The sequence below is a fragment of the Streptomyces sp. NBC_00872 genome, from assembly GCF_045161915.1.
Taxonomy (GTDB): Bacteria; Actinomycetota; Actinomycetes; order Streptomycetales; family Streptomycetaceae; genus Streptomyces.
In genome coordinates this window covers 5,820,967-5,843,317 of the sequence record NZ_CP108806.1, presented here as the reverse complement: position 1 = coordinate 5,843,317, position 22,351 = coordinate 5,820,967, and the positions used below count along the sequence as shown (strand labels likewise).

Here is a 22,351-nt window from a genome sequence, read left to right as displayed (position 1 = left end):
CATAGTCGGCGGGCCGGCGCCTCTCTCCTCGTACGGGCCCGTCGCCGGGCCACCCCGTCAGGAGAGGAAGTGCCGCCGATGCACACCGTCGTGGAACGCGATCTGGAGCTGCGCCTGGTCCTGTCGCCCGAGCGCGGCATCCCCGTACCGGCCCGGCTGGCCTACCGCACGGACGATCCGTACGCCGTGCACATCACCTTTCACATCGGCTCCGACACCCCCGTCAAATGGACCTTCGCCCGTGAGCTGCTGGTGGAAGGAGTGTTCAGGCCGTGCGGGCACGGTGACGTACGGATCTGGCCGACGAAGGTCGCCGGGCACGGTGTTCTCTGTGTCGCCCTCTCCTCGCCCGACGGTGACGCGCTGCTGGAGGCGCCCTCGACGGCGGTGTCCGCGTGGCTGGAGCGGACGCTCCGGATCGTGCCTCCGGGTACGGAGAGCGGACAGCTCGGCATCGACGACGGTCTCAGCGAGCTGCTCGCCGCCACACCGGCGGACGATCTGTGGTTCCGGGACCCCTGGCCGTCCGACGGATCGGCGGACGGTGAGGGCTGACCGATGGCGGAGAGCGGGCGACGGGCTACGGGCCGGGGCCGGGGCCGGGGCCGGGGCTCAGAAGATCTTGCCGGGGTTGAGCAGGCCGAGCGGGTCGAACGTACGCTTGATGCCGCGCTGCAACTCCATGCCCACCGGGCCCAGTTCGCGCGACAGCCACTCCTTCTTCAGGACACCGACGCCGTGTTCACCGGTGATCGTGCCGCCCAGCTCCAGACCGAGCGCCATGATCTCGTCGAAGGACTCCCGGGCGCGCCGGGACTCGTCCGGGTCGGCCTGGTCGAAGCAGACGACGGGGTGGGTGTTGCCGTCGCCCGCGTGCGCGCAGACGCCGATGGTCAGGCCGTACTTCTCCGCGATGGCCGCCGTGCCGTCGAGCATCGCGGCGAGCCGCGTGCGCGGTACGCACACGTCGTCGATCATCGTCGCCGACTTGACGGTCTCCAGCGCGGTCAGCGAGAGCCGCCGGGCCTGGAGCAGCATCTCCGACTCGGCCGCGTCCTCGGCGGGGACGACCTCGGTGGCGCCGGCCGCGGCGCACAGCTCACCGACGGCGGCCAGATCGGCCGAGGGGTCGGGGGTGTCGAAGGCCGCAAGCAGCAGCGCCTCGGTGGTGTCGGGAAGGCCCATGCTGGTCATCGCGTTGACGGCCTGGACGGTCGTACGGTCCATCAGTTCGAGCAGGGACGGGGTGTGCCCGCGCTCCATGATCCGGCAGACCGCGTCGCACGCGGCGGCGGCGGAGGCGAACTCCGCGGCCAGCACCAGCTGCTGGGGCGGCCGGGGCCTGAGCGCGAGGACCGCCTTGACGACGATGCCGAGGCTGCCCTCCGAGCCGACGAAGAGCCGTGTCAGGTCGTAGCCGGCGACGCCCTTGGCGGTACGGCGGCCGGTGGTGAGCAGCCGGCCGTCGGCGAGGACGACATCGAGGCCGAGGACGTACTCCGCAGTGACGCCGTACTTGACGCAGCACAGCCCGCCGGAGGCCGTGCCGATGTTCCCGCCGATGGTGCACATCTCCCAGCTCGACGGGTCCGGCGGGTAGTAGAGGCCCTGTTCGCCGACCGCGCGGGAGAGGGTGGCGTTGATGACGCCCGGCTCGACGACGGCGATCCGGTCGACCGGACTGATCTCCAGGATCCGGTCCATCTTGGTCAGGGAGAGGACGATGCACCCGTCCGAGGCGTTGGCGGCGCCCGACAGCCCCGTACGGGCGCCCTGCGGTACGACGGGTACGCGCAGCGCGGTGGCGGTGCGCATGACGTGCTGGACCTGCTCCACCGAGCGCGGCAGCACGACCACCGCGGGCGCTCCCGCCTCGCAGAAGCTCGCCATGTCGTGGGAGTAGGAGGCCATGATGTCCGGGTCGGTGATCAGGGCTTCGGCGGGGAGCCCGGACCGGAGCCGTACGACGAGGTCGTCCTGGGAATCCAGATCATCCATGATCCCAGACTCGCATCCGGGGCCATCGGTGTGAACCCGTCTGCGATCCACAACGGCAAGCACGGGTGTGCTCTTCATATGGACGCACAGTAATCATCATGAACCCCATGAAAACGGAGCAGGTCAGACAGGTCAGAAGGGCGGCGCTGGCCGCGGGGGTGGGCGCGGCGCTGGTCGGGGGCGTCCTGCTGTTCGTACCGGACCATGACCGGCCGGCGGTGCTGAGCCCCGAGGCGCGGGCGATGGCGGCGGCGGGCTCGGGGGCGCCGGCCTCGCTCGCGGACCTGACCGCGCTCATCCACGACCGGGAGGCCTGGCTGCGTACCCATCCCAAGGACGGCGAGGCCTGGGCGGTGCTCGGCTCGGCGTATGTGGAACGCGGGTCACGGCAGGGGAACTCGGCGTACTACCCCAAGGCCGACCAGGCACTTCAGCGGTCGCTCGCGACGGTGGCTGAGGCGGACGACCGGGCCGCGGCGGGAAGGCCCGCGCAGGGGGGCGCGGACGGCGGCGAGGACGGCAAGGCGGGCGAACCCGCCGAGTACGGGAATCCGGCGGCCCTGGTGGGCCTGGCCCGGCTCGCCAACGCGCGGCACGACTTCGCCACCGCCAGGAAGTGGGCCGAGACGGTACGCAAGCAGCGGCCCGACGACTGGACTCCGTATCCGGTGCTGATCGACGCGTACAGCGGTCTGGGTGAGTACAAGGCGGCGGGCGAGGCGCTGGACCGGCTGAAGGAGCTGCACTCCGGGACTCCTGTGCTGGAGCGCGCCGCGGCCGTCTACCGCGAACTCGGCCGGCACGAGGACGCGACGGCGAAGGCGACCGAGGCGGCGGCGACGGCCGACACACCGGAGGAGAAGGCCGAGGCGCTGCACACGCTGGGCCGGCTCTCGTGGGACCAGGGCAGACCGGCCAAGGCGCTGGACCACTACGACGCGGCGCTCGCGGCGGCGCACGCGCATCCCGCGTCCATGGCCGGGCGCGCGAGGGCGCTGGCCGCGCTGGGCAGGACGGACGAGGCGTACCAGGTCTACGAGGCGGCGCTCGGCAAGCTGCCGCTGCCCGAATACGCGCTGGAGCTGGGCGAGCTGTACGACTCGGAGGGCCTGACCGGGGACGCGCAGACGCAGTACGAGTGGCTGCGGGAACGGGTCGGGAAGGCGCAGGCCCACGGGGTGAACGAGCAACTGGTCCTCGCCCGCTTCGAGACGGACCACGGGGATCCGGAGGGGGCCGTGGTACGGCTGACGGCCGAGTGGACCCGGTCGCACCGGAGCATGTACGTCGCGGACGCGCTGGCCTGGGCACTGCACCGGGCGGGCCGGAGCGACGAGGCGCTGGCCTACGCGCGGAAGGCGACACGGCAGGGGCTCAGGAACGCGCTGTTCTCGTACCACCTGGGCGAGATCGAGCGCACGCTGGGGATGCGCGGTCCGGCCCGCCGCCATATCGAGGAGGCGCTGCGGATCAATCCGTACTTCTCACCGCTGCTCGCGCCGAAGGCCCGGGAGTCGCTGAACGTGCTGGAGAACGTGTCCGGCGGCGGACCGATGAGCGGGCCGATGAGCGGGCCGAAGAACACGCGGGGGCAGGACGTACGGGAACAGGACCTGCGGGGGCCGGACGTGTCGGGGCCGGACACCCGGGGGCAGGACACACAGCGGCAGTACGTTCCGAAGCCGGACACGCGGGGGCAGGACACGCGAGGGCAGGCGCCGGACGCGCAGATGCCGGACACACAGCTGCCGGAGACGCAGGGGCAGTCGGCGTCCTCGCCGTTGCCGTTCCCGGTACCGGCGCAGCCACCGGCCGTCGCGGGCACGGTCTGAGCGGCCCGAAAGCGGCCGGACCATGGCCCCGGCCCCACGGAGAGCACGGGCTCCCGTGGGGCCGCGGTGCGTCGGCCGGCGGTGACCCGGCCACGGCTTCCCGGCCACGGCTGCTCGGTCGCGGCTCCCCGGTCGCGGCTCCCCGGTCGCGGCTCCCGCGCCGCGGCGCTGCGGCGTGGGTCAGAGGTTGCCGCGTTTCTCCTGCTCGCGCTCGATCGCCTCGAAGAGCGCCTTGAAGTTGCCCTTTCCGAAGCCCATCGAGCCGTGCCGCTCGATCATCTCGAAGAAGACGGTCGGCCGGTCCTGGACCGGCTTGGTGAAGATCTGGAGCAGATAGCCGTCCTCGTCCCGGTCGACCAGGATCTTCAGCTCGCGCAGGGTCTCGACCGGCACCCGGGTCTCGCCCGCCCACTCGCCGAGCGTGTCGTAGTACGAGTCGGGGGTGTCCAGGAACCGCACGCCGGCGGCCCGCATGGCCCGTACGGAGGCGACGATGTCGTTCGTGGCGAGCGCGATGTGCTGTACGCCGGCCCCGCCGTAGAACTCCAGATACTCGTCGATCTGCGACTTCTTCTTGGCGATCGCGGGCTCGTTGATCGGGAACTTCACCTTGAGGGTGCCGTCGGCGACGACCTTCGACATGAGCGCGGAGTACTCGGTGGCGATGTCGTCGCCCACGAACTCCTTCATGTTCGTGAAGCCCATGACCTTGTTGTAGAACCCGACCCACTCGTTCATCCGGCCGAGTTCGACATTGCCCACACAGTGGTCGACGGCCTGGAAGGTGCGCTTGGCGGCCGGTTCGACGATGGGGTCCGCGGCACCGAAGCCCGGCAGATAGGGACCGTCGTAGCCGGAACGCTCCACGAGGGTGTGCCGGGTCTGGCCGTAGGTGGCGATGGCGGCGAGCACGACCGTGCCGTACTCGTCCTTGATCTCGTACGGCTCCTGGACCCCGCGGGCGCCGTGCTCGGTGGCGTAGGCGTACGCGGCGCGCGCGTCCGGGACCTCGATGGCGAGGTCGACGACACCGTCGCCGTGCTCGGCCACATGCCCGGCGAGGAAGCGGCCCCACTCGGTGGACGGCTTGATGACAGAGGTGAACACAAAACGGGCCGCGCCGTTCGTCAGGACGTAACTCGCGGTCTCCCGGCTGCCGTTCTCCGGTCCGGAGTAGGCGACGAGCTTCATACCGAAGGCCGTGGAGTAGTAGTGCGCGGCCTGCTTGGCGTTGCCGACGGCGAAGACGACGGCGTCCATGCCCTTGACCGGGAAGGGGTCGGCCTCGCGCGCGGTGTCGGGGGCGGTGTCGGTGTTCATCGAGGTGTCAGCCATGGCCTCAGCGTCCCGCCGTTCCACAAGGTGCGCAACAGTTCGCGTATTCACTGGGCAATATGTGCAGCGGACCGCGAGAATGAGGGGGCCATCTGCACAGTATGACCACGGACCGTATGACCACGGGCAGGGCAGGCGGCGCACAAGGGCGAGAAGGGGGCGGGCCATGGGCATGGGCGCGGGTACGGGTACGGGGACGGGCGGGGGAACGGACACCGGCGGGGGTGCGGGCGGGGGTGCGGGGGCCGGCGGGGGTACGGGCGGGGGTGCGGGGGCGGGCGCGGGAGCCGGTATCGACGGGCTCGACGGCAGGCTCATCGTGCTGCTGGCGCGGGAGCCGCGGATCGGGGTGCTGGAGGCCTCGCGCCGGCTCGGTGTGGCGCGCGGGACCGTACAGGCACGTCTCGACCGGCTTCAGTCGAACGGCGTCATCAGGGGATTCGGCCCGACCGTCGATCCGGCGGCCCTGGGCTATCCGGTCACGGCGTTCGCCACGCTGGAGATCAAGCAGGGGCAGGGCGCGGACGTGCGCGCCCATCTCACGACCGTCCCCGAGGTGCTCGAACTGCACACCACCACCGGACAGGGCGACATGCTCTGCCGGCTCGTCGCCCGCTCCAACGCCGATCTCCAGCGGGTGATCGACCGGGTGGTCGGTTTCGACGGCATCGTGCGGGCCGCCACGGCGATCGTGATGGAGAATCCCGTACCGCTGCGGATCATCCCCCTGGTGGAGCAGGCGGCGGCGGATTCCACCGCCCGGTCGCACGGCCTCCGGTGACGGAACGGCCCCCGGTGAGGGAACGGATCCCGGTCCCGGAACGGCCCCCGGTCCCGGAACGGACTCCGGTGACGGGGAGGACTCCGGGAACGGGAAGGACTCCGGGGACGGGAAGGGCGTCGCCGGGCGATGTCAGCAGCCCGGTACGTCGCCGCCCTGCTCCAGTGAGCGCAGGGCGGACACCGCGCCCTTGAGCGTGGTGACCGGGATCAGCCGCATCCCGCCGGGCAGCTCGGCGCGGGCGTCGCGGCACTCGGCCTTCGGTACGAGGAAGACGGTCGCGCCGTCGCGGCCGGCCGCCTGGGTCTTGAGGGACACCCCGCCGACCGCGCCGACATCGCCGTTGTCGGTGATCGTGCCCGTACCGGCGATGGTCCGGCCGCCGGTGAGATCACCGCCGGAGCCGTCGCCGTCCAGCTTGTCGACGATGCCGAGGGCGAAGAGCAGCCCGGCGCTGGGGCCGCCCACATCGGCGAGCTGGAGACTGACATCGACCGAGGCCGGGTCCCTGCGCAGATAGCCGAGCGCCGCCGTGGTCGCGGAGTTCTGCGACTCGACCATGTCCTGGACGTTGTGCTTCTCGATCTCCTTGTCGGACTCCCCCGACGGATAGACCGCCTCGCGCGGCAGTACGGCCCGGTCCGCGCGGAACCAGCCGTCGACCACATCGCCGAGATCGACATCGGCGGAGGGGCCCGTCGCCTCGATCGTGGTCATCCGGAGCTGGCCCTCGGTCGTACGGGTGGGCGTTCCGTCGATGGTGATGACCTGCCTGCCCCGGTCGGTGCCGAGGACGTCCACGGTCATCCCGGGCTGCGCCACGGCGTACGGGAGCGGCGCGGCACCGACGACGGCGAAGAGCGCGACGATCGGGAGAGCGCAGAGGGTGAGGGCGCCGGGACGCGAGAGACGAGAGAGCACGGTGTCAATGTATCTGCCGGGAGGCGGGGCCGGACCGTGGCTCCGACCGTGGCTCCGACCGTGGCTCCCTTACGGGACGGTGCCGGGCGCCTCGGCGTACGGACGCCTCAGCGCAGGGCGTCCGCGACTTCCTTGGCCGCGTCGACGACACGCGGGCCCACCCGTTCCGGTACGGAGTCGGCGAGCATCACGACGCCGACGCTGCCCTCTATCCCCGTCACCCCGACCAGCGCGGCGGCGGCTCCGCTGGCGCCCGCCTCCAGTTCGCCGTGGGTGAGGGTGCAGCGCGGCTCGGTGAGCGCGGTCCGGCGGGCGGCGAGGATCGCCTTGCCCGCGGCGCCCCGGTCGAGCGGATGACGGAATCCGGCCCGGTAGGCGACGTGATAGTCCGTCCAGGTCGGCTCGACGACCGCGACGGCCAGGGCCTCGGCACCGTCGACGAGGGTGAGATGCGCGGTGGCGCCGATGTCCTCGGCGAGCGAGCGCAGCGCGGGCAGGGCGGCTTCCCGTACCAGCGGATGCACCTGCCGGCCCAGACGCAGCACACCGAGGCCCACCCTGGCCCGGCCGCCCAGGTCACGGCGGACCAGCGCGTGCTGTTCGAGGGTGGCGAGGAGCCGGTAGACGACGGTCCTGTTGACACCGAGCTTGTTGGACAACTCGGTGACGGTCAGGCCGTGGTCGGTGTCGGCGAGCAGCTTGAGGACGCGCAGTCCCCGGTCGAGCGTCTGGGAGGTCTCCGCGGTCACGACGCCCTCTCCCTTCGCTGCGCTCCGAGGCCGAACTGCCACGAAGCGTTCACATTGCGGGGACAGTAGCGAGAGGCACCGCTGAGCGGAAGACCTCGTCCAGAATCCGGGCAGGGAAGGGGAGTTGATCCACGTTCGGGCCTGAAGTCGGCAGAGTGATGACTTGGGGTGATCGCTCCCGCTATGCCGGGTGAGCATCGTGGCTGACAACGGTGTCAGCAGGCGTTCCGGGCGAGCGGCCCGTACCGCTGGGAGTCGGGCGCCCGTCGGGCGCCCGTCCCGGCGGCTGCGCCAACGGCTCGCCCGGCGCGACCGGTTCGACGCGCCGGGGAAGGCGCACACGCCACCCGCGCCGGATGCGGTCCGGGTGCGGCGCCACGCCACCACCTCCCCGTACGGCCGCCGCCCGGCCTCCCGACCGGTCCCTGCGTCGAGCCCTCGTCAGGTCCCCGTACGACTCGTCCGGCCCTCGTCCGGCCCCCGTACGACTCATCGCATCCGGGTGGCCCACTCCTGTACCTTCGCGATCCGCTCCCGGATCTGTCCAGCCGTCGCCTCGGCGCTCGGCGGTCCGCCGCACACCCGGCGCAGCTCCGTATGGATCACCCCGTGCGGTTTGCCGCTCTGATGGACATAGGCGCCGACCATCGCGTTGAGCTTCTTGCGCAGTTCCAGCAGTTCCTTGTGGGAGACCACCGGCCGTCGCTCGGCGGGCAGTTCCAGCAGATCCGCCTCGGCGTCCGGCTTCTTGCGGCTGTGCGCGATCTGGCGTGCCTGCCGCTTCTGGAGCAGCATCTGCACCTGGTCGGGCTCCAGCAGTCCGGGGATGCCGAGATAGTCCTGCTCCTCCTCGCTGCCCGGGTGCGCCTGCATCCCGAACTCGGCGCCGTCGTAGAGCACCCGGTCGAAGACAGCGTCGGACTCCAGCGCCTCGAAGGGCAGCATGTCCTGCTCACCCGTGTCCTCGTCCTGGAGTTTCTCGGCCTCCGCCATCTCCTTCTCGGACTCGGCGTAGGGGTCCTCCTCGCCGCCCTTCTTCGGCTTGTCGAGCACATGGTCGCGCTCCACCTCCATCTCGCTCGCGAACCCGAGCAGATTGGGGATGGTGGGCAGAAAGACGGACGCGGTCTCGCCACGGCGTCTGGACCGTACGAAACGGCCGACGGCCTGCGCGAAGAACAGGGGGGTCGAGATGGTCGTCGCGTACACGCCCACGGCGAGACGCGGTACGTCGACGCCCTCCGACACCATGCGGACCGCGACCATCCAGCGGTCCTCACCCGCGCTGAACTCGTCGATCCGGTTCGACGCGCCGGTGTCGTCGGAGAGGACGACCGTGGCCTTCGTACCGGTGATCTCGCGGATCAGCTTCGCGTACGCGCGCGCCGAGTCCTGGTCGCTCGCGATGACCAGTCCGCCCGCGTCCGGGATGCCCTTGCGCACCTCGGTGAGGCGCTGGTCGGCGGCGCGCAGCACATTGGGCATCCAGTCGCCGCGCGGGTCGAGCGCGGTGCGCCAGGCCTGCGAGATCGCGTCCTTGGTCATGGGCTCGCCGAGCTTGGCCGCGACCTCGTCACCGGCCTTGGTGCGCCAGCGCATATTGCCGCTGTAGCTGAGGAAGATCACGGGACGGACGACTCCGTCGCCGAGGGCGCTGCCGTATCCGTAGGTGTAGTCGGCGGACGAGCGGCGGATGCCGTCGTCGCCCTCCTCGTACGCCACGAAGGGGATGGGGTTGGTGTCGGATCTGAACGGCGTACCCGTCAGCGCGAGCCGGCGGGTCGCGGGCTCGAACGCCTCCAGACAGGCCTCACCCCAGGACTTGGAGTCGCCGGCGTGGTGGATCTCGTCCAGGATGACGAGGGTCTTGCGCTGCTCGCACCGGTTGCGGTGCAACATGGGCCGTACCCCGACACCCGCGTACGTGATGGCGACGCCGTCGTACTCCTTGCTCAGCGGTCCCGCGCTGTAGTCGGGGTCGAGTTTGATCCCGATCCGCGCCGCCGCCTCCGCCCACTGCTTCTTGAGATGTTCGGTCGGCGCGACGACGGTCACCTGCTGGACGACATGGTGGTGCAGCAGCCAGGAGGCGAGCGTCAGTGCGAAGGTCGTCTTGCCGGCGCCGGGGGTCGCGACGGCGAGGAAGTCACGTGGCTGCTCCTGGAGGTATCTGCCGAGGGCACCCTCCTGCCAGGCGCGCAGCTTGTTGGCGGTGCCCCAGGGGGCGCGGCCGGGGAAGGCGGGTGAGAGGTGGTGGGAGGAGGCGGTAGTAGTCACGGTCTCCGGTTCGGGCGCTCGGGGTGACGGGGCGCGTACGCGGTGACGTACGACGACCGGGCCACCCTACCGGTGGGGCGGAGGGATCCTCGTACGAATGAGGCCGGGTGCGACGGGCGCCACATCCGTACCTCATGGGCCGCCAGGGGCGCTACGAGCGAGGGCAGTTGCCCTGGTTCGCCCGCATTTGCCGGTTGTACTGGCTGACGATCGAACGCTCGGTCGTGGGGTGCCGTGCGGGCGGGCCCGTGCGAGCGGGGCCCAAGTGACCGGGTCCCGTGCGAGCGGGGCTCCTGCGACCGGGGCTCCTGCCATCCCGTTCGCCTGCCATCGAGTCCGTACGCGACTGGTCATCGGCTCCGTACGCGAGTGGGCGCGGGTGCCCCGGCGGTCACCCGGGTGGTCACACGCGTGGCCACCCATACCCCCACCAGCGCCACCGCCGCCATGGGCAGGAACACCGCGGCGAAGGCCGCCGGGTGCGAGCCCGCCGCGCCGGCGCCGCTGACGGCCGAAGCGGTGTGGCCGCCCACCCCGCCACCGCCCAGGGCCGCGAAGGCCGCGCCGCCCATCGCCAGCAGCAGGACGTTCGAGAGTCCGTCGGAGATCTGGAGCGCGGCGGAGTTCGCGCCCGCCTCCTCCGGAGCGGAGAGCTTGAGCAGCAGCACGCTCGTCGAGGCGATCACCGCGCCCATGCCGAGACAGCCGACACCCCAGGCGACCCCGACGATCCAGACCGGGACGGACTCGATCAGCACGCTCGGCACCGCCGCGATGGCCGCGACGACCAGCACCATGCCGCCCGCCATCAGCCGTTCGCGGTAGGGCTCCATGCGCGGCCGGGACTGTATGTACGAACCGAGCGCCCAGGTCGCCCCGCCGAGCGCGAGCGAGAGCCCGGCCATCGTCGGCGACAGCCCGCGCTGGGTGACGAGCATCAGCGGTACGAAGCTCTCGGCGGCGATGAAGGAGCCCGCGGCCACACCGCGCAGCAGCACGACGGACGGCAGTCCGCGGGCCGCCCGCCAGGTGCCGCCGGGCAGCAGCCCGAGGACGGCGGGGACGAGCAGCGCCGCGCCGGCCGCGGCCGGGAGCAGGGAGAGCGGGCGCAGATCCTGACCCGCGTACTGGAGCAGCCCGGCGCCCGCCGAGATCCCGAACGCCAGCCGGATCCTGCGCCGGTCGAGGGCGACGGGCGGTGCGGAGGGGTCGGCGGGTCCGGAGGCCATCCGCCGTATCGCGGGCAGGGCGAGCGCCAGCGGCAGCACGACCAGGGCGGGTATCGCGATGAAGACCCAGCGCCAGCCGAGATGTTCGGTGACGGTGCCGGAGGCGAGCGGCCCGACGACGGAGGGGATCACCCAGCTCGCGGCGAACGCGGCCATGATCGCGGGCCGCAGCCGCTCCGGATAGGCACGGCTGACGACGACGTACAGCGCGACGATGACCAGCCCGCCGCCGAGCCCCTGGACGGCACGGCCGACGATGAACAGCCACATCGTGCCCGCCGTGCCCGAGAGCAGCAGCCCGGCACCGAAGGCGCTGATCCCGGTGGCGAGCGGCGCGAGCGGCCCGCTGCGGTCGGCCCACTGCCCGGAGAGCACCATGGCGAAGAGGCTGGTGGTGAAGTACGCGGAGAAGGCGAAGGCGTACAGCGCGATCCCGTCCAGCTCCCGCGCGGCCACCGGCATCGCCGTACCGACGGCGGTCGCCTCGAAGGCGATCAGCAGGACGACGGAGACGATGCCGATACTGAGGGCCCGGTGCGCGGGACCCAGGACACCACCCTGGTCGAGGGCCTCGCCGGAGGTCGGGAGCACGGCAGTCGGGAGTGCGGCGGCGAGGCCGGCGGGAGCGACATCGGCGTCGCCTGGTTCCAGGGTGGTCATGGACACAGCGTAAGGGCCGAACCCCTGTTTGATCCCTGTCATGGGGACTGATCCGGACTGGGTCCTTGGTCGTACGACCGTGAACGGAGTGTGGCAGTCGCGTTGCACCACCCCCACCCGCCTTGAGCCCGGCCCACCGCCGCTCTACGGTCGAGTAGAGCTACACAGAGACACGCATGACGGACACGGCCGTGTGCCCGAGTGGTTCAGGGACTCGCCTGCAAAGCGAGTTACGCGGGTTCGATTCCCGCCACGGCCTCCGAGTAGAACCCTGACCAGGACTTTCCTTGGTCAGTCAGACTCCATCAGTCCTGTGACACCTAGTCGATACGTGGCTAGGCAAGTCGCCTGGACTACACAGAGGCTTGCCTAGCTCCCAGGACAGGCCCCCGCCTATGCGGGGCCAGGGAGTCACCATGGCAGCCAGGAAGACACCCCTCAGGAGCGCAGTACGTAGCGCGGAGGGAAGGACGGACACCCCGGGGACAGCAGCACCTCTACGGGTGGTCTCAGGCGACTCAGGGGCAGACGCACGGACAGCGATGCTCGGGGAACTGGACCTTCACCTGAGTACGAGCACCAACAGGTACGGCAGGCCCTACCAGCGCAAGACCATCAATGCGTACAGGAATGCCGGGGTAGCTCTCAATCACTGGCTTTGAGGGGCCACGAAGTTTCCGAACAGCCACCCAATAGGGTTGTCCTGAACAAGGAAACGAGGAAGAAGTGGCGCCACCCAGTAAGTACTCGCCGGAGTTCCGCGAGGAAGCCGTCCAGATCGCGTTGAGGTCAAGCAAGACGATCTCCGAAGTCGCCCGGGAGCTTGAGCTGAACCCGGAGACGCTACGCGGCTGGGTGAAGAAGTACCAGAAGCAGCAGGAACCGGCTCCCGATGCGGAACTGACGGTGAACGAGCGGGCGCGCCTGAAGGAACTCGAACGACGCAACCGCGAGCTGGAGATGGAAGTTACCTTCCTGAAAAAAGCCGCAGCGTACTTCGCGAAGGATCCCCGGTAGCAAGCAAGTACGAGTTCATCGACGAGATGCGGCTCGACACCGAGGAGTACGCATACAGCGTCGAGTTCATGTGCGGCCGACTCGGCGTCTCCAGATCCGGCTACTACGACTGGAGATCCCGCCCGGAATCCGCGACAGCTCAGCGGCGCGAAGAACTGAAATTGCTCATCGAGAAAGCCTTCGACATGTCCGACAGCACCTACGGGCACCGGCGCATCCAGGCCCAGCTGCACCGCTGGGGCGTCGCCGCGGGCGTGGAGCTGGTCCGTCGCCTCATGCGCGAACTGGGCCTGGTGCCCTGCCTGCCACGGCCGAAGAGGTTCAACCTCACTCAGGCCGCGGCCTAGCCAGGTGCCGGACCTCGTCGGCCGCGACTTCACTGCGGATGCGCCCGGCAAAAAGCTCGTCGGCGACATTACCTATATCGCGACCGGGGAAGGCTGGCTGTACCTTGCAACGGTCATCGACTGCTGCACGAAGGAAGTCATCGGTTACGCGATGGACGACCACTACCAAACCCCACTGATATCCAGGGCAATTCGCAACGCGGCACGCAACAGGAACCTTTCGGTCGACGCGATATTTCACTCCGACCGGCGGAAGCAACTACATGTCAGCTGAGTTCGGGAAGACGCTCGACCGGTTCGGGCTCCGCAGATCTTCCGGCCGCACCGGGATCTGTTTCGATAACGCCATGGCCGAATCATTCTTCGGCGCCCTGAAGAACGAGCTCGTATCAAGGGTGACTTACCTGACCCGCGAGGCCGCTCGGCAGGACATCACTCGCTACATCGAATTCTGGTACAATCGCAAACGCCTCCACTCGGCGGTGGGTTACCGCCCTCCGTGCGAAGTCCACGCCGAGTACGAGAAGTTGCGAATCGCCGCGTGAAATAAACGGTCAGAATCCTGTCCGGAAAACGCGAGGCCCCTCACTTACCGAGTCAGGCGTTGAAGGGGACTTCACTGTCTGCGATGTCCCTACCCTCAACCGCTTCTTCCGCTGGTACTACCAGAAGCACGATGTACCCAAGAGCCAGGACGGCAAGGGCGGATATACGGGAGGGACCAACACCCTTCAAAGGAACCTGCGTCCCCTCTTCAGTTACCTGGAAGAGGAGTACGACCACCCGAGCCCGTACGGGAGTCCCAAGCTTCACCGGTACGCCACTCCTCCATTGGGCAAGCCCAAGACCCTGTCCTCTGAGTTCATCAGTGACGTTCTACAGGTGACAGGGAATGGCTCTGCCAAGGTGAAGGACTTCGAGACAGTCCGGGATCACGCAATCATCCGTGTACTCACAGAGGGACTCAGGGCAGAGGAGTTGCTTTCCCTCCGCGTACAGGACTTGGACCTGAGTGGTCACACTCTTGTCGTGGTCCCTCTCAAGGGGAACAGGGACAGTATCGACGGAAGGATTATCCCTCTTCAGCCCAAGACAGTGAAAGCTCTCACCAGGTATCTGCGGGTGCGTTCAGCACACGCCCTGGCTGACTCCTCACAAGCACTGTGGCTTGGAACCAGGTCACGTAAGGCAGTGCAATACATGGGCCTGTACCGGATGGTGAAGAAGAGGGCAGAGCAAGCCGGATACGACCCTTCCTGCGTGTCCCCTCACTCGTTCTGCCACACCTGGTGTGATGACCTACAGACGGCCGGAGTCTCGGGAGAGAACATCATGGCTATCCGTGGATGGAAGTCCCCTGCCATGCTCCGGAGGTACGGAGCCGATATGGCCTCCACTCGTGCCGTGAATGCGGTACAAGGATTGGGGGACAGGCACTAGCCTCTCCTTTTCCTCCGCCCAATCACTCACGGAACAGTTGACGGAGAACAAGGTGACACGAGTGGTTGCCAAGAAGAGAGTCACCAGGACACAGGTTGACATTCCACAGGTTGACAGGACACAGGACACAATCCCTCGCAGTCCCCATGTGAGTGTTGACTCCGAGGAGACAGGACTCACCGGGAACCAGATTGCCATTAGGAACGGGTTCCTCAGCAACAAGAGTGCGGCAGAGGTAGCCAGGGATATTGGAGTCAGCCGTAACTATGTGTCCAAGGAGTATCGGAAGATCAAGGAGGAACTAGCGCTCACCGCATAAGCGGTGACGCACTGACCACATGAGAAAGGGCGGACAGTAGCGTCCGCCCCCTCATTGTGCTCTAACTCAGGCTAGCGCTAGCCACCTCTGCCGCTGACTTTCTACCGGTTCAATGGTGATGGCAAACGGAAAGGCAGGTGACAACATAATCCAGAGAGTGCCAGCGGGAACCTGTTCATCATCTGCACTCACTTGCTCAACTGACTTGATGTGCTCCTTGCCTATCCGATGAGATCGCCCTGAGTCGAGAGTAAAGAACAGGGTTCCATCTTGTTCCACTCTCGCCTCCCCTAGCCCCACCATCTCAGGAATAGTCGTGGTCATCGGGTGTACTTGCCCCCGAGCTACCAGAGGTCCACGAACAGCCTCTATAGCGTCCACCATGGCCTGCATCTGCATCAAGGCCAAGGCATTGCCTCTCATTGCCCGTTGCTGCTTTCGCTCATAGATCGTTGGAGAGATCCCCATCAAAGCCCAACCGCCTACTGCCTGTACGGCAAACCCAATGTCTAGCATTGGGTAGCCCTTTAGGGGGGCGATGATCAGGGCGAGAACCGAGCCAGCAGCGAATCCCATAGCCCACATCCCTGCGAACCGTGGAGCGAACAGCATCACAACCAGAATGATGGCTAGCAGACTGACCGCTCCGGCTAGTCCATCTGTCCAAGTCTCAGGTCTGATGCCATCGTCCATAGCCATGCCGACCGGTACAGCGGCACCCCATAAAAAGATCAACCACACCTGAACACCACTCCACCCCATAGCCGTTGCTGGATCGATCGGAGTATGGCAGGAAGCAGGGCCCCCGTCCGGGGCCCTGAGCTTAGGATCCGTCTGACAGAAGCCAGCGTCTTAGTGGGCGGTTCGTGAGTCTTTGAGTGGTTCTGCTGTCGCCTGATGGTGTGGCAGCGGGGCGGAATCTGCCGGTCCGCGGTTGTTGATCTGGTGATGTGTTCGGGTGAGTGAACGCAAGCCGTATCCGAGTGACTTATCGGACGAGCAGTGGTCGTTGATCGAGCCGGTGATCACCGCGTGGAAGGGCCGGCACCGCTCGGTCAGCGGCCACCAGGGCGCGTACGACATGCGGGAGATCGTGAACGCGATCCTCTACCAGGGGCGGACCGGCTGCCAGTGGGCCTATCTCCCGCACGACCTGCCGCAGAAGAGCGCGACGTACTACTACTTCGCCGCCTGGCGGGACGACGGGACCGACCAGGTCATCCATGAACTCCTGCGCTGCCAGGTCCGCGAACGCGCCCGACGATTAGAGGACCCGACCTTGGTGGTGCTGGACACCCAGAGTGTCCATGTGGCCGCCGGGGTCCCCGTCTCCACGAGTGGCCATGATCCGGCCAAGCGGGTGCCCGGCCGCAAGCGGGGCCTTGCCGTGGACGTCCTCGGCCTGGTCATCGCGGTCGTCGTCCTCGCTGCGAACACCCACGACAACGCCGCGGGAAATCTCCTGCTGGACCAGGTCGCCGAGCACGCCGGCGGAAGTGTCCGCAAAGCCCTGGTCGACCAGGGCTTCAAGAACCAGGTCGTCGCGCACGGCGCCGGCCTGGGGATCGACGTCGAGATCGTCCAACGCAACCCGCAGGTCAAGGGGTTCGTGCCGCAGCCGAAGCGGTGGAGGGTCGAGCAGACCTACGGGATCCTGATACTGCACCGGCGCCTGGTCCGCGACTACGAGCACCGCCCGTCCTCCTCCGTCTCCCGCGTCTACTGGGCGATGACCCACGTCATGACCCGGCGCCTCACCGGCGCGAACGCCCCCACCTGGCGCGAGACGGCGGCGGTGGCGGCGTGAACCTCCGGCCCCTGCTCGATGCCCTGGACCTGCAGGAAGACGCCGCCCGGGCCCTGGCCGACGACCTTCGTGCGCAGATCGACGGCCTGCAGACCCGGTTGCGGGAGGCCGAGATGCACCTGGAGCACCTCGCGATCACCCGCAAGACCGTCACCAGCCTTGCCGACCGGCTCCCGGCCGTCGCGCCGGACCTGCCCGAGCATCCGGACTACCCCCGCATCCTTGCCGCCTTCAACCACACGACCGGGCCGCTACGGGCCAAGGACGTCTGCGAAGCCCTCGGCCACGAACTGCTGCCGAAGAACGTCGAAGGCACCCGCGCCAAACTGAAACGCCTGGTCAAACTCGGCATCCTCACCGAGGCCGACACCGGCAACTTCGCTCGAAAGCAATAGCCGACCGAACCTCCACCAGCGTCCTTGCTCCCACCTCAGCCAGAAAAGGACATCACCTTACGAACCGCCCACTTACACATGGTGGGTGCTGCTGGGCAAGTCGCCTCATGGGGTACCTGTCGCCTTGACCTTCCCTCCGCCCCTGGTCAGACTGAGGACTGTTACAGCTCTGAGCGTGTCATCTGCAAAGCGAGTTACGCGGGTTCGATTCCCGCCACGGCCTCCAGGAATGACGGAGCGGCCGTTCCCCCGCGGAATGCGAGGGGGACGGCCGCTTCGGCGTTCCGTTCCGCCGGGCGCGGCGCCACGGCCGCACCGTCCGGGTCAGAGCGTCGGCGAGGTGTCCGGGAGCCGGGACGGGAGGTCGCAGGTGGCCCGCTCGTGCGCGTGCCGGGCCGTCATCAGGACAAGGTCCACGAGGCTCTGGCGGGCCGCCTTTTCGGACGAGTCCGGGGCGTCGACGGCGTGCGCCACCACACTGAGATGGCGTGGGCCGCCGGGAAGCCGGCCCTCGGTGACACAGGGCACATACACCGCGGCCAGCCGACCGGTGGCCAGGGCCTTGTCCCCGGCGGTGAAGTCCAGCGTCGGGCCGCCGTTCTCTCCCGGAACCGACTCGTCCTTGATCACGCGCTCGCTCCATGAGTCGGGCGAGGGCGAGGTGACCATCTCAGCGGTGACGCTGAGAAGCGTCTTGCCGTCGGCCGAGACAAAACAGTGGGATGCGAACTGGTCGCGCGACTCGTCGCTCCGGCGGCCGTCCTGACCCGAGAACCGGTACTCGGACTTCTCGGGAAGGGCATCGGGCAGAGCCGCCGCTGCCGCCTCACCGTCACCCAGCGAGCCGCAGACCCGGTCGGCGCTGATCTCCCCGCGCTTCTCGAAGGGCGACAGGCCGACGGCATAGGCGACCGCGCCGAGCACGACGAGCAGTACGAGAGAGGCCCCCGCGACCAGGGGGGTCTTCTTGGGTGCAGCCATGACAGATCCTCAACCACCTTCCGACGGAACACCTTGACCGTCCATATAACGCCCCACATTCGTCGCGGCGTTGTCGAATCCGATCTCGGTTTCGCTGCCCGCGAAGGACTCGATATGCGGTGAGGGGTTGCCCACTGCTTCCCCGGCCCTCCGCGTGCCTTCCTGAACCAGCAGGGAGGTCGATTCCTGCATGCTGTCCCAGTGCTCACCGTTTCGGTAGATCACCTCGTCCGAGCTGTCCTTCTTCTGGCCGTCGAAGATGAGCCCGAGAACCTCGTCGACGGCCGTACCGGCGACTCCCCCGGCGACCACGCCACCGGGTCCGGTGAACGGCGCGGTGGCCAGTCCGACCCCCACTCCCGCGATACCGCTGGCCCAGGCCGACGCGTTGTCCAGCGCGCTGTTGAACTCGGCGTCCTTCGCCACACCCTCCGACTCGATCTCGAAGGTCCGGCCGGCCCCGATGGTTCCCTCGATTTCACCGGCGGTCCTGGAGATGCCCCCGATCGCGGCCTTCAGATTCTCCGCGTCCGAGAAGTTCTCATCGACGAAGTAGGCACCGGGATTCCTGAAGTGATGCTCCAACAGGGCGGTGGTGTAGTTGTGCTGCCCGAGATTGACCGCCGCGTACCCCTCCGGGTTGCGGCCCACCGTGTGGAGGAAACGGGTCACATCCCGCTGTCCGAGGTCGGCCACGGCGTCGGAGACCGGGAAAAGCCTGTCTCCGTTGGCGCCGTCGGCGTTCAGCGCCCTGTTGATGTCCGGCATGTACTCGGCGGTGATCTTGCCGAAGCTGTCGGACAGATAGCCGCGGTCCGTCAGTCTCCCCGGATCCTCGGAGACGGACCGGACGATGCTCTCGTAGAGATTTGCTTGTTCCGTGCTGTGCGGGACGGTGTCGATGGTCGGTGCCGTACCGGCCGGATGCCCCGTCGTCGCCGCCTCCAGGGCGAGACCCATGGCGTTCTGACCCGTCACGCTCTCCTCCCCGTCGCTGGTGCGCTCCGGCAGCCAGTCCCGCTCCTCGAAGAGGTAGTCGAAATTGGTCAGTGCCCTCCGGTCCCCCTTGTGCTCGCCGTCCTCGTACCGGAAGTCGTGCTCCTCGTCGGCGGTGACGAAAGTACCGCTGAAGAAGTCGGTCGCGGCCTGCGGACTGTTGGAGAGAGCCTTCATGAAACCGGTCATCGGATCATGGCCGGCATCCGTACCGGTCCGGTTCAGCATGGCGCCCATGGGAGTGTTCCAGGCGACGTCGGCGGCCCGGCCGTTGCCGCTCCGCGCCTTCTCGTTCCTGATGAGTTCGTTGCCGTAGTCGTTGAGGAACCTGTCGTCGAAGTCACCCCAGCGCATAAGGCTGCTCATCACCTGGAACCCGTAGCTCGTCGAAGCACGCCGCTGGAACCGCTCGTCCCCCAGGCCCACCATGTCCGACTCCCAGCGCGTCATGGCTCCGCTGTCGGACTGCGTGGCATGGGCCAGGGTGAGGCCGAGATTCTCCTGGAGAGCGCCGAACTGCCTGAGCCGGGACTGGCTCAGCTCCGGATTCTCGGTGAGGTCGTTGAGGCCCGCCCAGAAGTCCAGCGTGCCCCTGGCCCCGAGCTGGGTGGCGAACCTCTCGGAGAAGAGGTCGTCGTTCGCGTACCTCTGGAGATTGCGGTTCAGCTCGTCGAACTCCTCGGGGCTGAGGTCCTCGGGGTTCCTGGCCAGGCGCGCCATGTCGTCGGCCCGCTTGAGCGCCGCCGCCGCGCTGTCCCGGTCCGTGTACGAGGCGTCGGCGAATCCGTACGGGGCCTGCTCGACGATGGCGAGCAGTACCTGCGCGGCGGTGCTGTCGCTCTCGGTGGCCCGGTCGAGTATCCCCTTGACCTCGTCCCTGAGCGCCGTGACATCCGACTCCGTGTGCTCGGGGACCTCATGGCCCGCGGCGGCGCGGTCGGGGTGGATGTTCATGGTGACGGTGAATCCGCCGTCACCCGTACCGACCACGGTGAGATTCTTCCGCAGCCCGCGCTCGATCGCCCCGTTGAGCTGGTTCTGGTAGCCGACCAGTTCGCCATGGGTGTCGCGGAGGATATTGCGGATGCTGGTGGCCTCGGTCACCGCGTCGCCGAATTCCCCGGTGGTCTTGGTGATGAACTCACGGGTCACTGTGGCGTTGACGCCCGCCCAGTTGGCGTTCCTCGACCGCTGGTCGAGCTGGGACCTCGCGTCCTCCTTCAGCTCCTCCAGCTTGGTGATCATCGTCGACCAGTCGTCGACCGCCGTGCCGAGCTTGGCGAAATTTCCGAACCTGAGCGCTTCGAGATCCATCAGCCCTGGGTCCTCTCGTCGAAGCCGCTGTCAAGGTCGGCGTACCGGAACTGGGTGGCGATGTAGTACTCGTCCTCCGCGTGGGCGTTCGCCGAGTAGTCCAGATGATTGGAAATATGGGCGCAGGCTCCGAGCAGGGTGTCGACCTGGGAGTTCCATTTGTCCGTCACGGTGGAGAGCGCGTTCCCGAGGGCGAAGTCGTCCTTCAGCGAGGTGGCCGCCTCGTAGCTGCTCCGCTTGGCGTGATCGCCGTCCGTGTCGAGCCTTCTGTAGAGCTTGAACGCCTCGTCGCCGATGGCCGCCAGATCGGATTGGGTGACCTCCAGGTCGCCCTCCGGTATGGGACCGCCACCGCCACCGTCCAGTTGATTGAGCCGCATCTGGGCGGACGAGCGGTCGGCGGCGGCGCTCTTCAGTTGTGACCATTCCTCGTCGAATGACATGACTTCCCCGTGAGTGAAAAATTGATCGGCGCCGAGAGCTGGTTTCGGTTCATCTCGACTGGTCAGGCCCCGCCTGCCCGGTAGGCGGGTACTGCTGTGGTGGCTGGCTCTGATTCGGCTGGTATTGCGGATACTGCTGCGCCGCCCCGGACTGCTGGGGTGGCGGTCCGTACTGCTGGGGCTGGTTGTACTGCTGCGGCTGCTGGGGCGGGTACGAGGGCTGCTGGTACGGGGCGAAGCCCTGGGCCGGGGGGTGCTGCGGAGAGGTGGCGGCGCGGCGGCGGGAGCGGATGAGGGGTACGGCGACGGCGGCGCCGATGAGCAGGGCCGCGCCGATGCCCAGACCGATCCAGAGCCGGGTGTCGCCACCGCCGTCGGACGCGGCGGCCGGGGCGGGCGGCTCGGTCCGGTCGCCGTTGCCCGCGTCCTTGGACTCCGGGGCCGAAGCTTCGGGCGAAGGCGCCGTGGACACGGCCGCCGCGAGGTCGGGGAGCGGGTACTCGTCGGCCGGGCCGGGGTCGCCGGGGTCGGTGAGGGCGATCCGGGGACGGACCATTCCGTAACCGACGTAGTCGTTCCGCTCGGCGCCGCTGGTCGGACCGCCGGCGGTGTTGAGCATGACGCGCAGCACCTGGTTGTTCGTCCAGTCCGGGTACTTGGACCAGATGAGGGCGGCGGAGGCGGAGGCGAGAGCGGTGGCGTCGCTGGTGCCGCTGCTGTCGCAGAGGCCTGTCTTGCCCGCGCAGGCAGTGATGATTCCTTCGCCCGGTGCGACCAGGTCCACCTCGGGGCCACGTTGGGACTCCGAAGTGGCGTTCAGATCCTTGCCGACCGCTCCGACGCCCACGGCGCCCGGGGTTGCCGCGGGGTACTTCACGCTGCCGTACTCGCCGTCGTTCCCCACACCGGCGAAGATGAGTTTCCCTTTGTCGAGCGCGTACTTCACGGCTTCGCGGGTCGCGACGCCGTCGTAAGGACCGGCCCGCGAGATGTTGATGATCTTCGCTTCGGAGTCGGCCGCATAGCGGATCGCTCCGGCTTCCATCTCGTCGCCCGACCTGCCCGCGCCGAGGTCCACCCGGACGGGGAGGATCTTCGCCCCGGGCGCGAGACCGAAGGCTCCGTCTCCGCCATGGCTCTTGCCCGTGGCCGCGATCAGCGCCGCCATGCCCGTGCCGTGGTTGCCGAAGTCATCACGCTCGTCCCCCGGCTTCACGGAGAAGTCCTTGCCCGGCAGTACCTGCCCTTCGAGGTCGGGTGCGGGATCCACACCCGAGTCGATGACCGCGACCGTGACACCCTCGCCCGTGCTGGTCTCCCACATCTGCTCGGCCTTCATGATGTCGAGGTGCCACTGTCTCGACCGGACCGTGTCGGCGTGGGCGGGAGTGGCCGCCACACCCGCCAGCAGCAGCCCCAGAGAGCCGGATATGAGCACGTTCCACCGAGTGGTTCGGGTGCTGCTGGCGCGCATGTACGGTCCTTCTCACCGGATTCGGACAGGGGCGGG

Annotated in this window: 18 protein-coding genes, 1 tRNA gene and 1 pseudogene; 9 read left to right on the top strand and 11 right to left on the bottom strand. The window is 68.2% G+C overall.

The window, feature by feature from the left end:
* Window positions 1–78: 78 nt before the first annotated feature.
* Window positions 79–555, top strand: coding sequence for an SsgA family sporulation/cell division regulator (locus OG214_RS25100; protein WP_363081900.1), 477 nt, complete (start codon window positions 79–81; stop codon window positions 553–555).
* Between the two features lie 57 nt (window positions 556–612).
* Here OG214_RS25100 and OG214_RS25095 read toward each other — a convergent pair whose 3' ends face one another.
* A complete protein-coding gene (locus OG214_RS25095; RefSeq protein ID WP_383037017.1) occupies window positions 613–1,998 on the bottom strand; it encodes an FAD-binding oxidoreductase in 1,386 nt (461 codons plus the stop codon).
* 98 nt (window positions 1,999–2,096) lie between these two features.
* Here OG214_RS25095 and OG214_RS25090 point away from each other — a divergent pair, with 98 nt between their 5' ends.
* Window positions 2,097–3,830 (top strand): tetratricopeptide repeat protein, encoded by a 1,734-nt coding sequence (locus OG214_RS25090; RefSeq protein ID WP_405986020.1) that lies wholly within the window; start codon window positions 2,097–2,099, stop codon window positions 3,828–3,830.
* Between the two features lie 180 nt (window positions 3,831–4,010).
* Here OG214_RS25090 and hppD read toward each other — a convergent pair whose 3' ends face one another.
* On the bottom strand, window positions 4,011–5,165 hold the full coding sequence (gene hppD / locus OG214_RS25085) for a 4-hydroxyphenylpyruvate dioxygenase (RefSeq protein WP_382852636.1): 1,155 nt from the start codon (window positions 5,163–5,165) through the stop codon (window positions 4,011–4,013).
* Window positions 5,166–5,457: 292 nt separating this feature from the next.
* Between hppD and OG214_RS25080 the strand changes: the two genes are divergently transcribed.
* On the top strand, window positions 5,458–5,946 hold the full coding sequence (locus tag OG214_RS25080) for an Lrp/AsnC family transcriptional regulator (RefSeq protein ID WP_405987611.1): 489 nt from the start codon (window positions 5,458–5,460) through the stop codon (window positions 5,944–5,946).
* A 132-nt stretch (window positions 5,947–6,078) separates the two neighbouring features.
* Here OG214_RS25080 and OG214_RS25075 read toward each other — a convergent pair whose 3' ends face one another.
* The 4 genes from OG214_RS25075 to OG214_RS25060 form a co-directional block, all read right to left on the bottom strand.
* Window positions 6,079–6,867 (bottom strand): S16 family serine protease, encoded by a 789-nt coding sequence (locus tag OG214_RS25075; RefSeq protein WP_382852631.1) that lies wholly within the window; start codon window positions 6,865–6,867, stop codon window positions 6,079–6,081.
* Between the two features lie 107 nt (window positions 6,868–6,974).
* On the bottom strand, window positions 6,975–7,616 hold the full coding sequence (locus OG214_RS25070; protein WP_363081896.1) for a helix-turn-helix domain-containing protein: 642 nt from the start codon (window positions 7,614–7,616) through the stop codon (window positions 6,975–6,977).
* Window positions 7,617–8,105: 489 nt separating this feature from the next.
* Window positions 8,106–9,893, bottom strand: coding sequence for a DEAD/DEAH box helicase (locus OG214_RS25065; protein WP_405986019.1), 1,788 nt, complete (start codon window positions 9,891–9,893; stop codon window positions 8,106–8,108).
* Window positions 9,894–10,243: 350 nt separating this feature from the next.
* Entirely contained in the window at window positions 10,244–11,782 is a 1,539-nt protein-coding gene (locus tag OG214_RS25060; protein WP_405986018.1) for an MFS transporter, read from the bottom strand.
* Window positions 11,783–11,969: 187 nt separating this feature from the next.
* Here OG214_RS25060 and OG214_RS25055 point away from each other — a divergent pair.
* The 4 genes and pseudogenes from OG214_RS25055 (at window position 11,970) to OG214_RS25040 (ending at window position 14,905) form a co-directional block, all read left to right on the top strand.
* A tRNA-Cys gene (locus OG214_RS25055) sits at window positions 11,970–12,041 on the top strand.
* Between the two features lie 467 nt (window positions 12,042–12,508).
* A pseudogene (locus tag OG214_RS25050) lies at window positions 12,509–13,691 on the top strand (IS3 family transposase).
* Between the two features lie 337 nt (window positions 13,692–14,028).
* Complete coding sequence (locus OG214_RS25045) at window positions 14,029–14,586, top strand: tyrosine-type recombinase/integrase (protein ID WP_405987610.1); 558 nt, start codon at window positions 14,029–14,031, stop codon at window positions 14,584–14,586.
* Between the two features lie 61 nt (window positions 14,587–14,647).
* Window positions 14,648–14,905 (top strand): hypothetical protein, encoded by a 258-nt coding sequence (locus OG214_RS25040; protein WP_405986017.1) that lies wholly within the window; start codon window positions 14,648–14,650, stop codon window positions 14,903–14,905.
* Between the two features lie 66 nt (window positions 14,906–14,971).
* Here the strand turns inward: OG214_RS25040 and OG214_RS25035 are convergent, their stop codons facing one another.
* Complete coding sequence (locus OG214_RS25035) at window positions 14,972–15,604, bottom strand: hypothetical protein (protein WP_405986016.1); 633 nt, start codon at window positions 15,602–15,604, stop codon at window positions 14,972–14,974.
* A 259-nt stretch (window positions 15,605–15,863) separates the two neighbouring features.
* On the opposite strand from OG214_RS25035, the gene OG214_RS25030 reads away from it, so the two are divergent.
* Window positions 15,864–16,712 (top strand): IS5 family transposase, encoded by an 849-nt coding sequence (locus OG214_RS25030; protein ID WP_331746046.1) that lies wholly within the window; start codon window positions 15,864–15,866, stop codon window positions 16,710–16,712.
* Window positions 16,709–17,107, top strand: coding sequence for a hypothetical protein (locus tag OG214_RS25025; protein ID WP_331746043.1), 399 nt, complete (start codon window positions 16,709–16,711; stop codon window positions 17,105–17,107). Before OG214_RS25030 ends, OG214_RS25025 begins: the two co-directional genes overlap by 4 nt.
* A gap of 324 nt (window positions 17,108–17,431) precedes the next feature.
* On the opposite strand, the gene OG214_RS25020 is transcribed toward OG214_RS25025, so the two are convergent.
* From OG214_RS25020 to mycP, 4 genes are read right to left on the bottom strand one after another with little or no spacing between them, the layout of a single operon-like run.
* The gene (locus OG214_RS25020) at window positions 17,432–18,088 is read right to left on the bottom strand and encodes a hypothetical protein (protein WP_405986015.1); all 657 of its coding nucleotides are present in this window, start codon (window positions 18,086–18,088) and stop codon (window positions 17,432–17,434) included.
* 9 nt (window positions 18,089–18,097) lie between these two features.
* Window positions 18,098–20,398, bottom strand: a complete 2,301-nt coding sequence (locus OG214_RS25015; protein WP_405986014.1) for a DUF6571 family protein — start codon at window positions 20,396–20,398, stop codon at window positions 18,098–18,100.
* Window positions 20,398–20,841, bottom strand: coding sequence for a hypothetical protein (locus tag OG214_RS25010; protein WP_363081891.1), 444 nt, complete (start codon window positions 20,839–20,841; stop codon window positions 20,398–20,400). The genes OG214_RS25015 and OG214_RS25010 overlap by 1 nt, the downstream gene beginning before the upstream one ends.
* Window positions 20,842–20,890: 49 nt before the next feature.
* The gene (gene mycP, locus OG214_RS25005; RefSeq protein WP_405986013.1) at window positions 20,891–22,315 is read right to left on the bottom strand and encodes a type VII secretion-associated serine protease mycosin; all 1,425 of its coding nucleotides are present in this window, start codon (window positions 22,313–22,315) and stop codon (window positions 20,891–20,893) included.
* Window positions 22,316–22,351 lie beyond the last annotated feature (36 nt).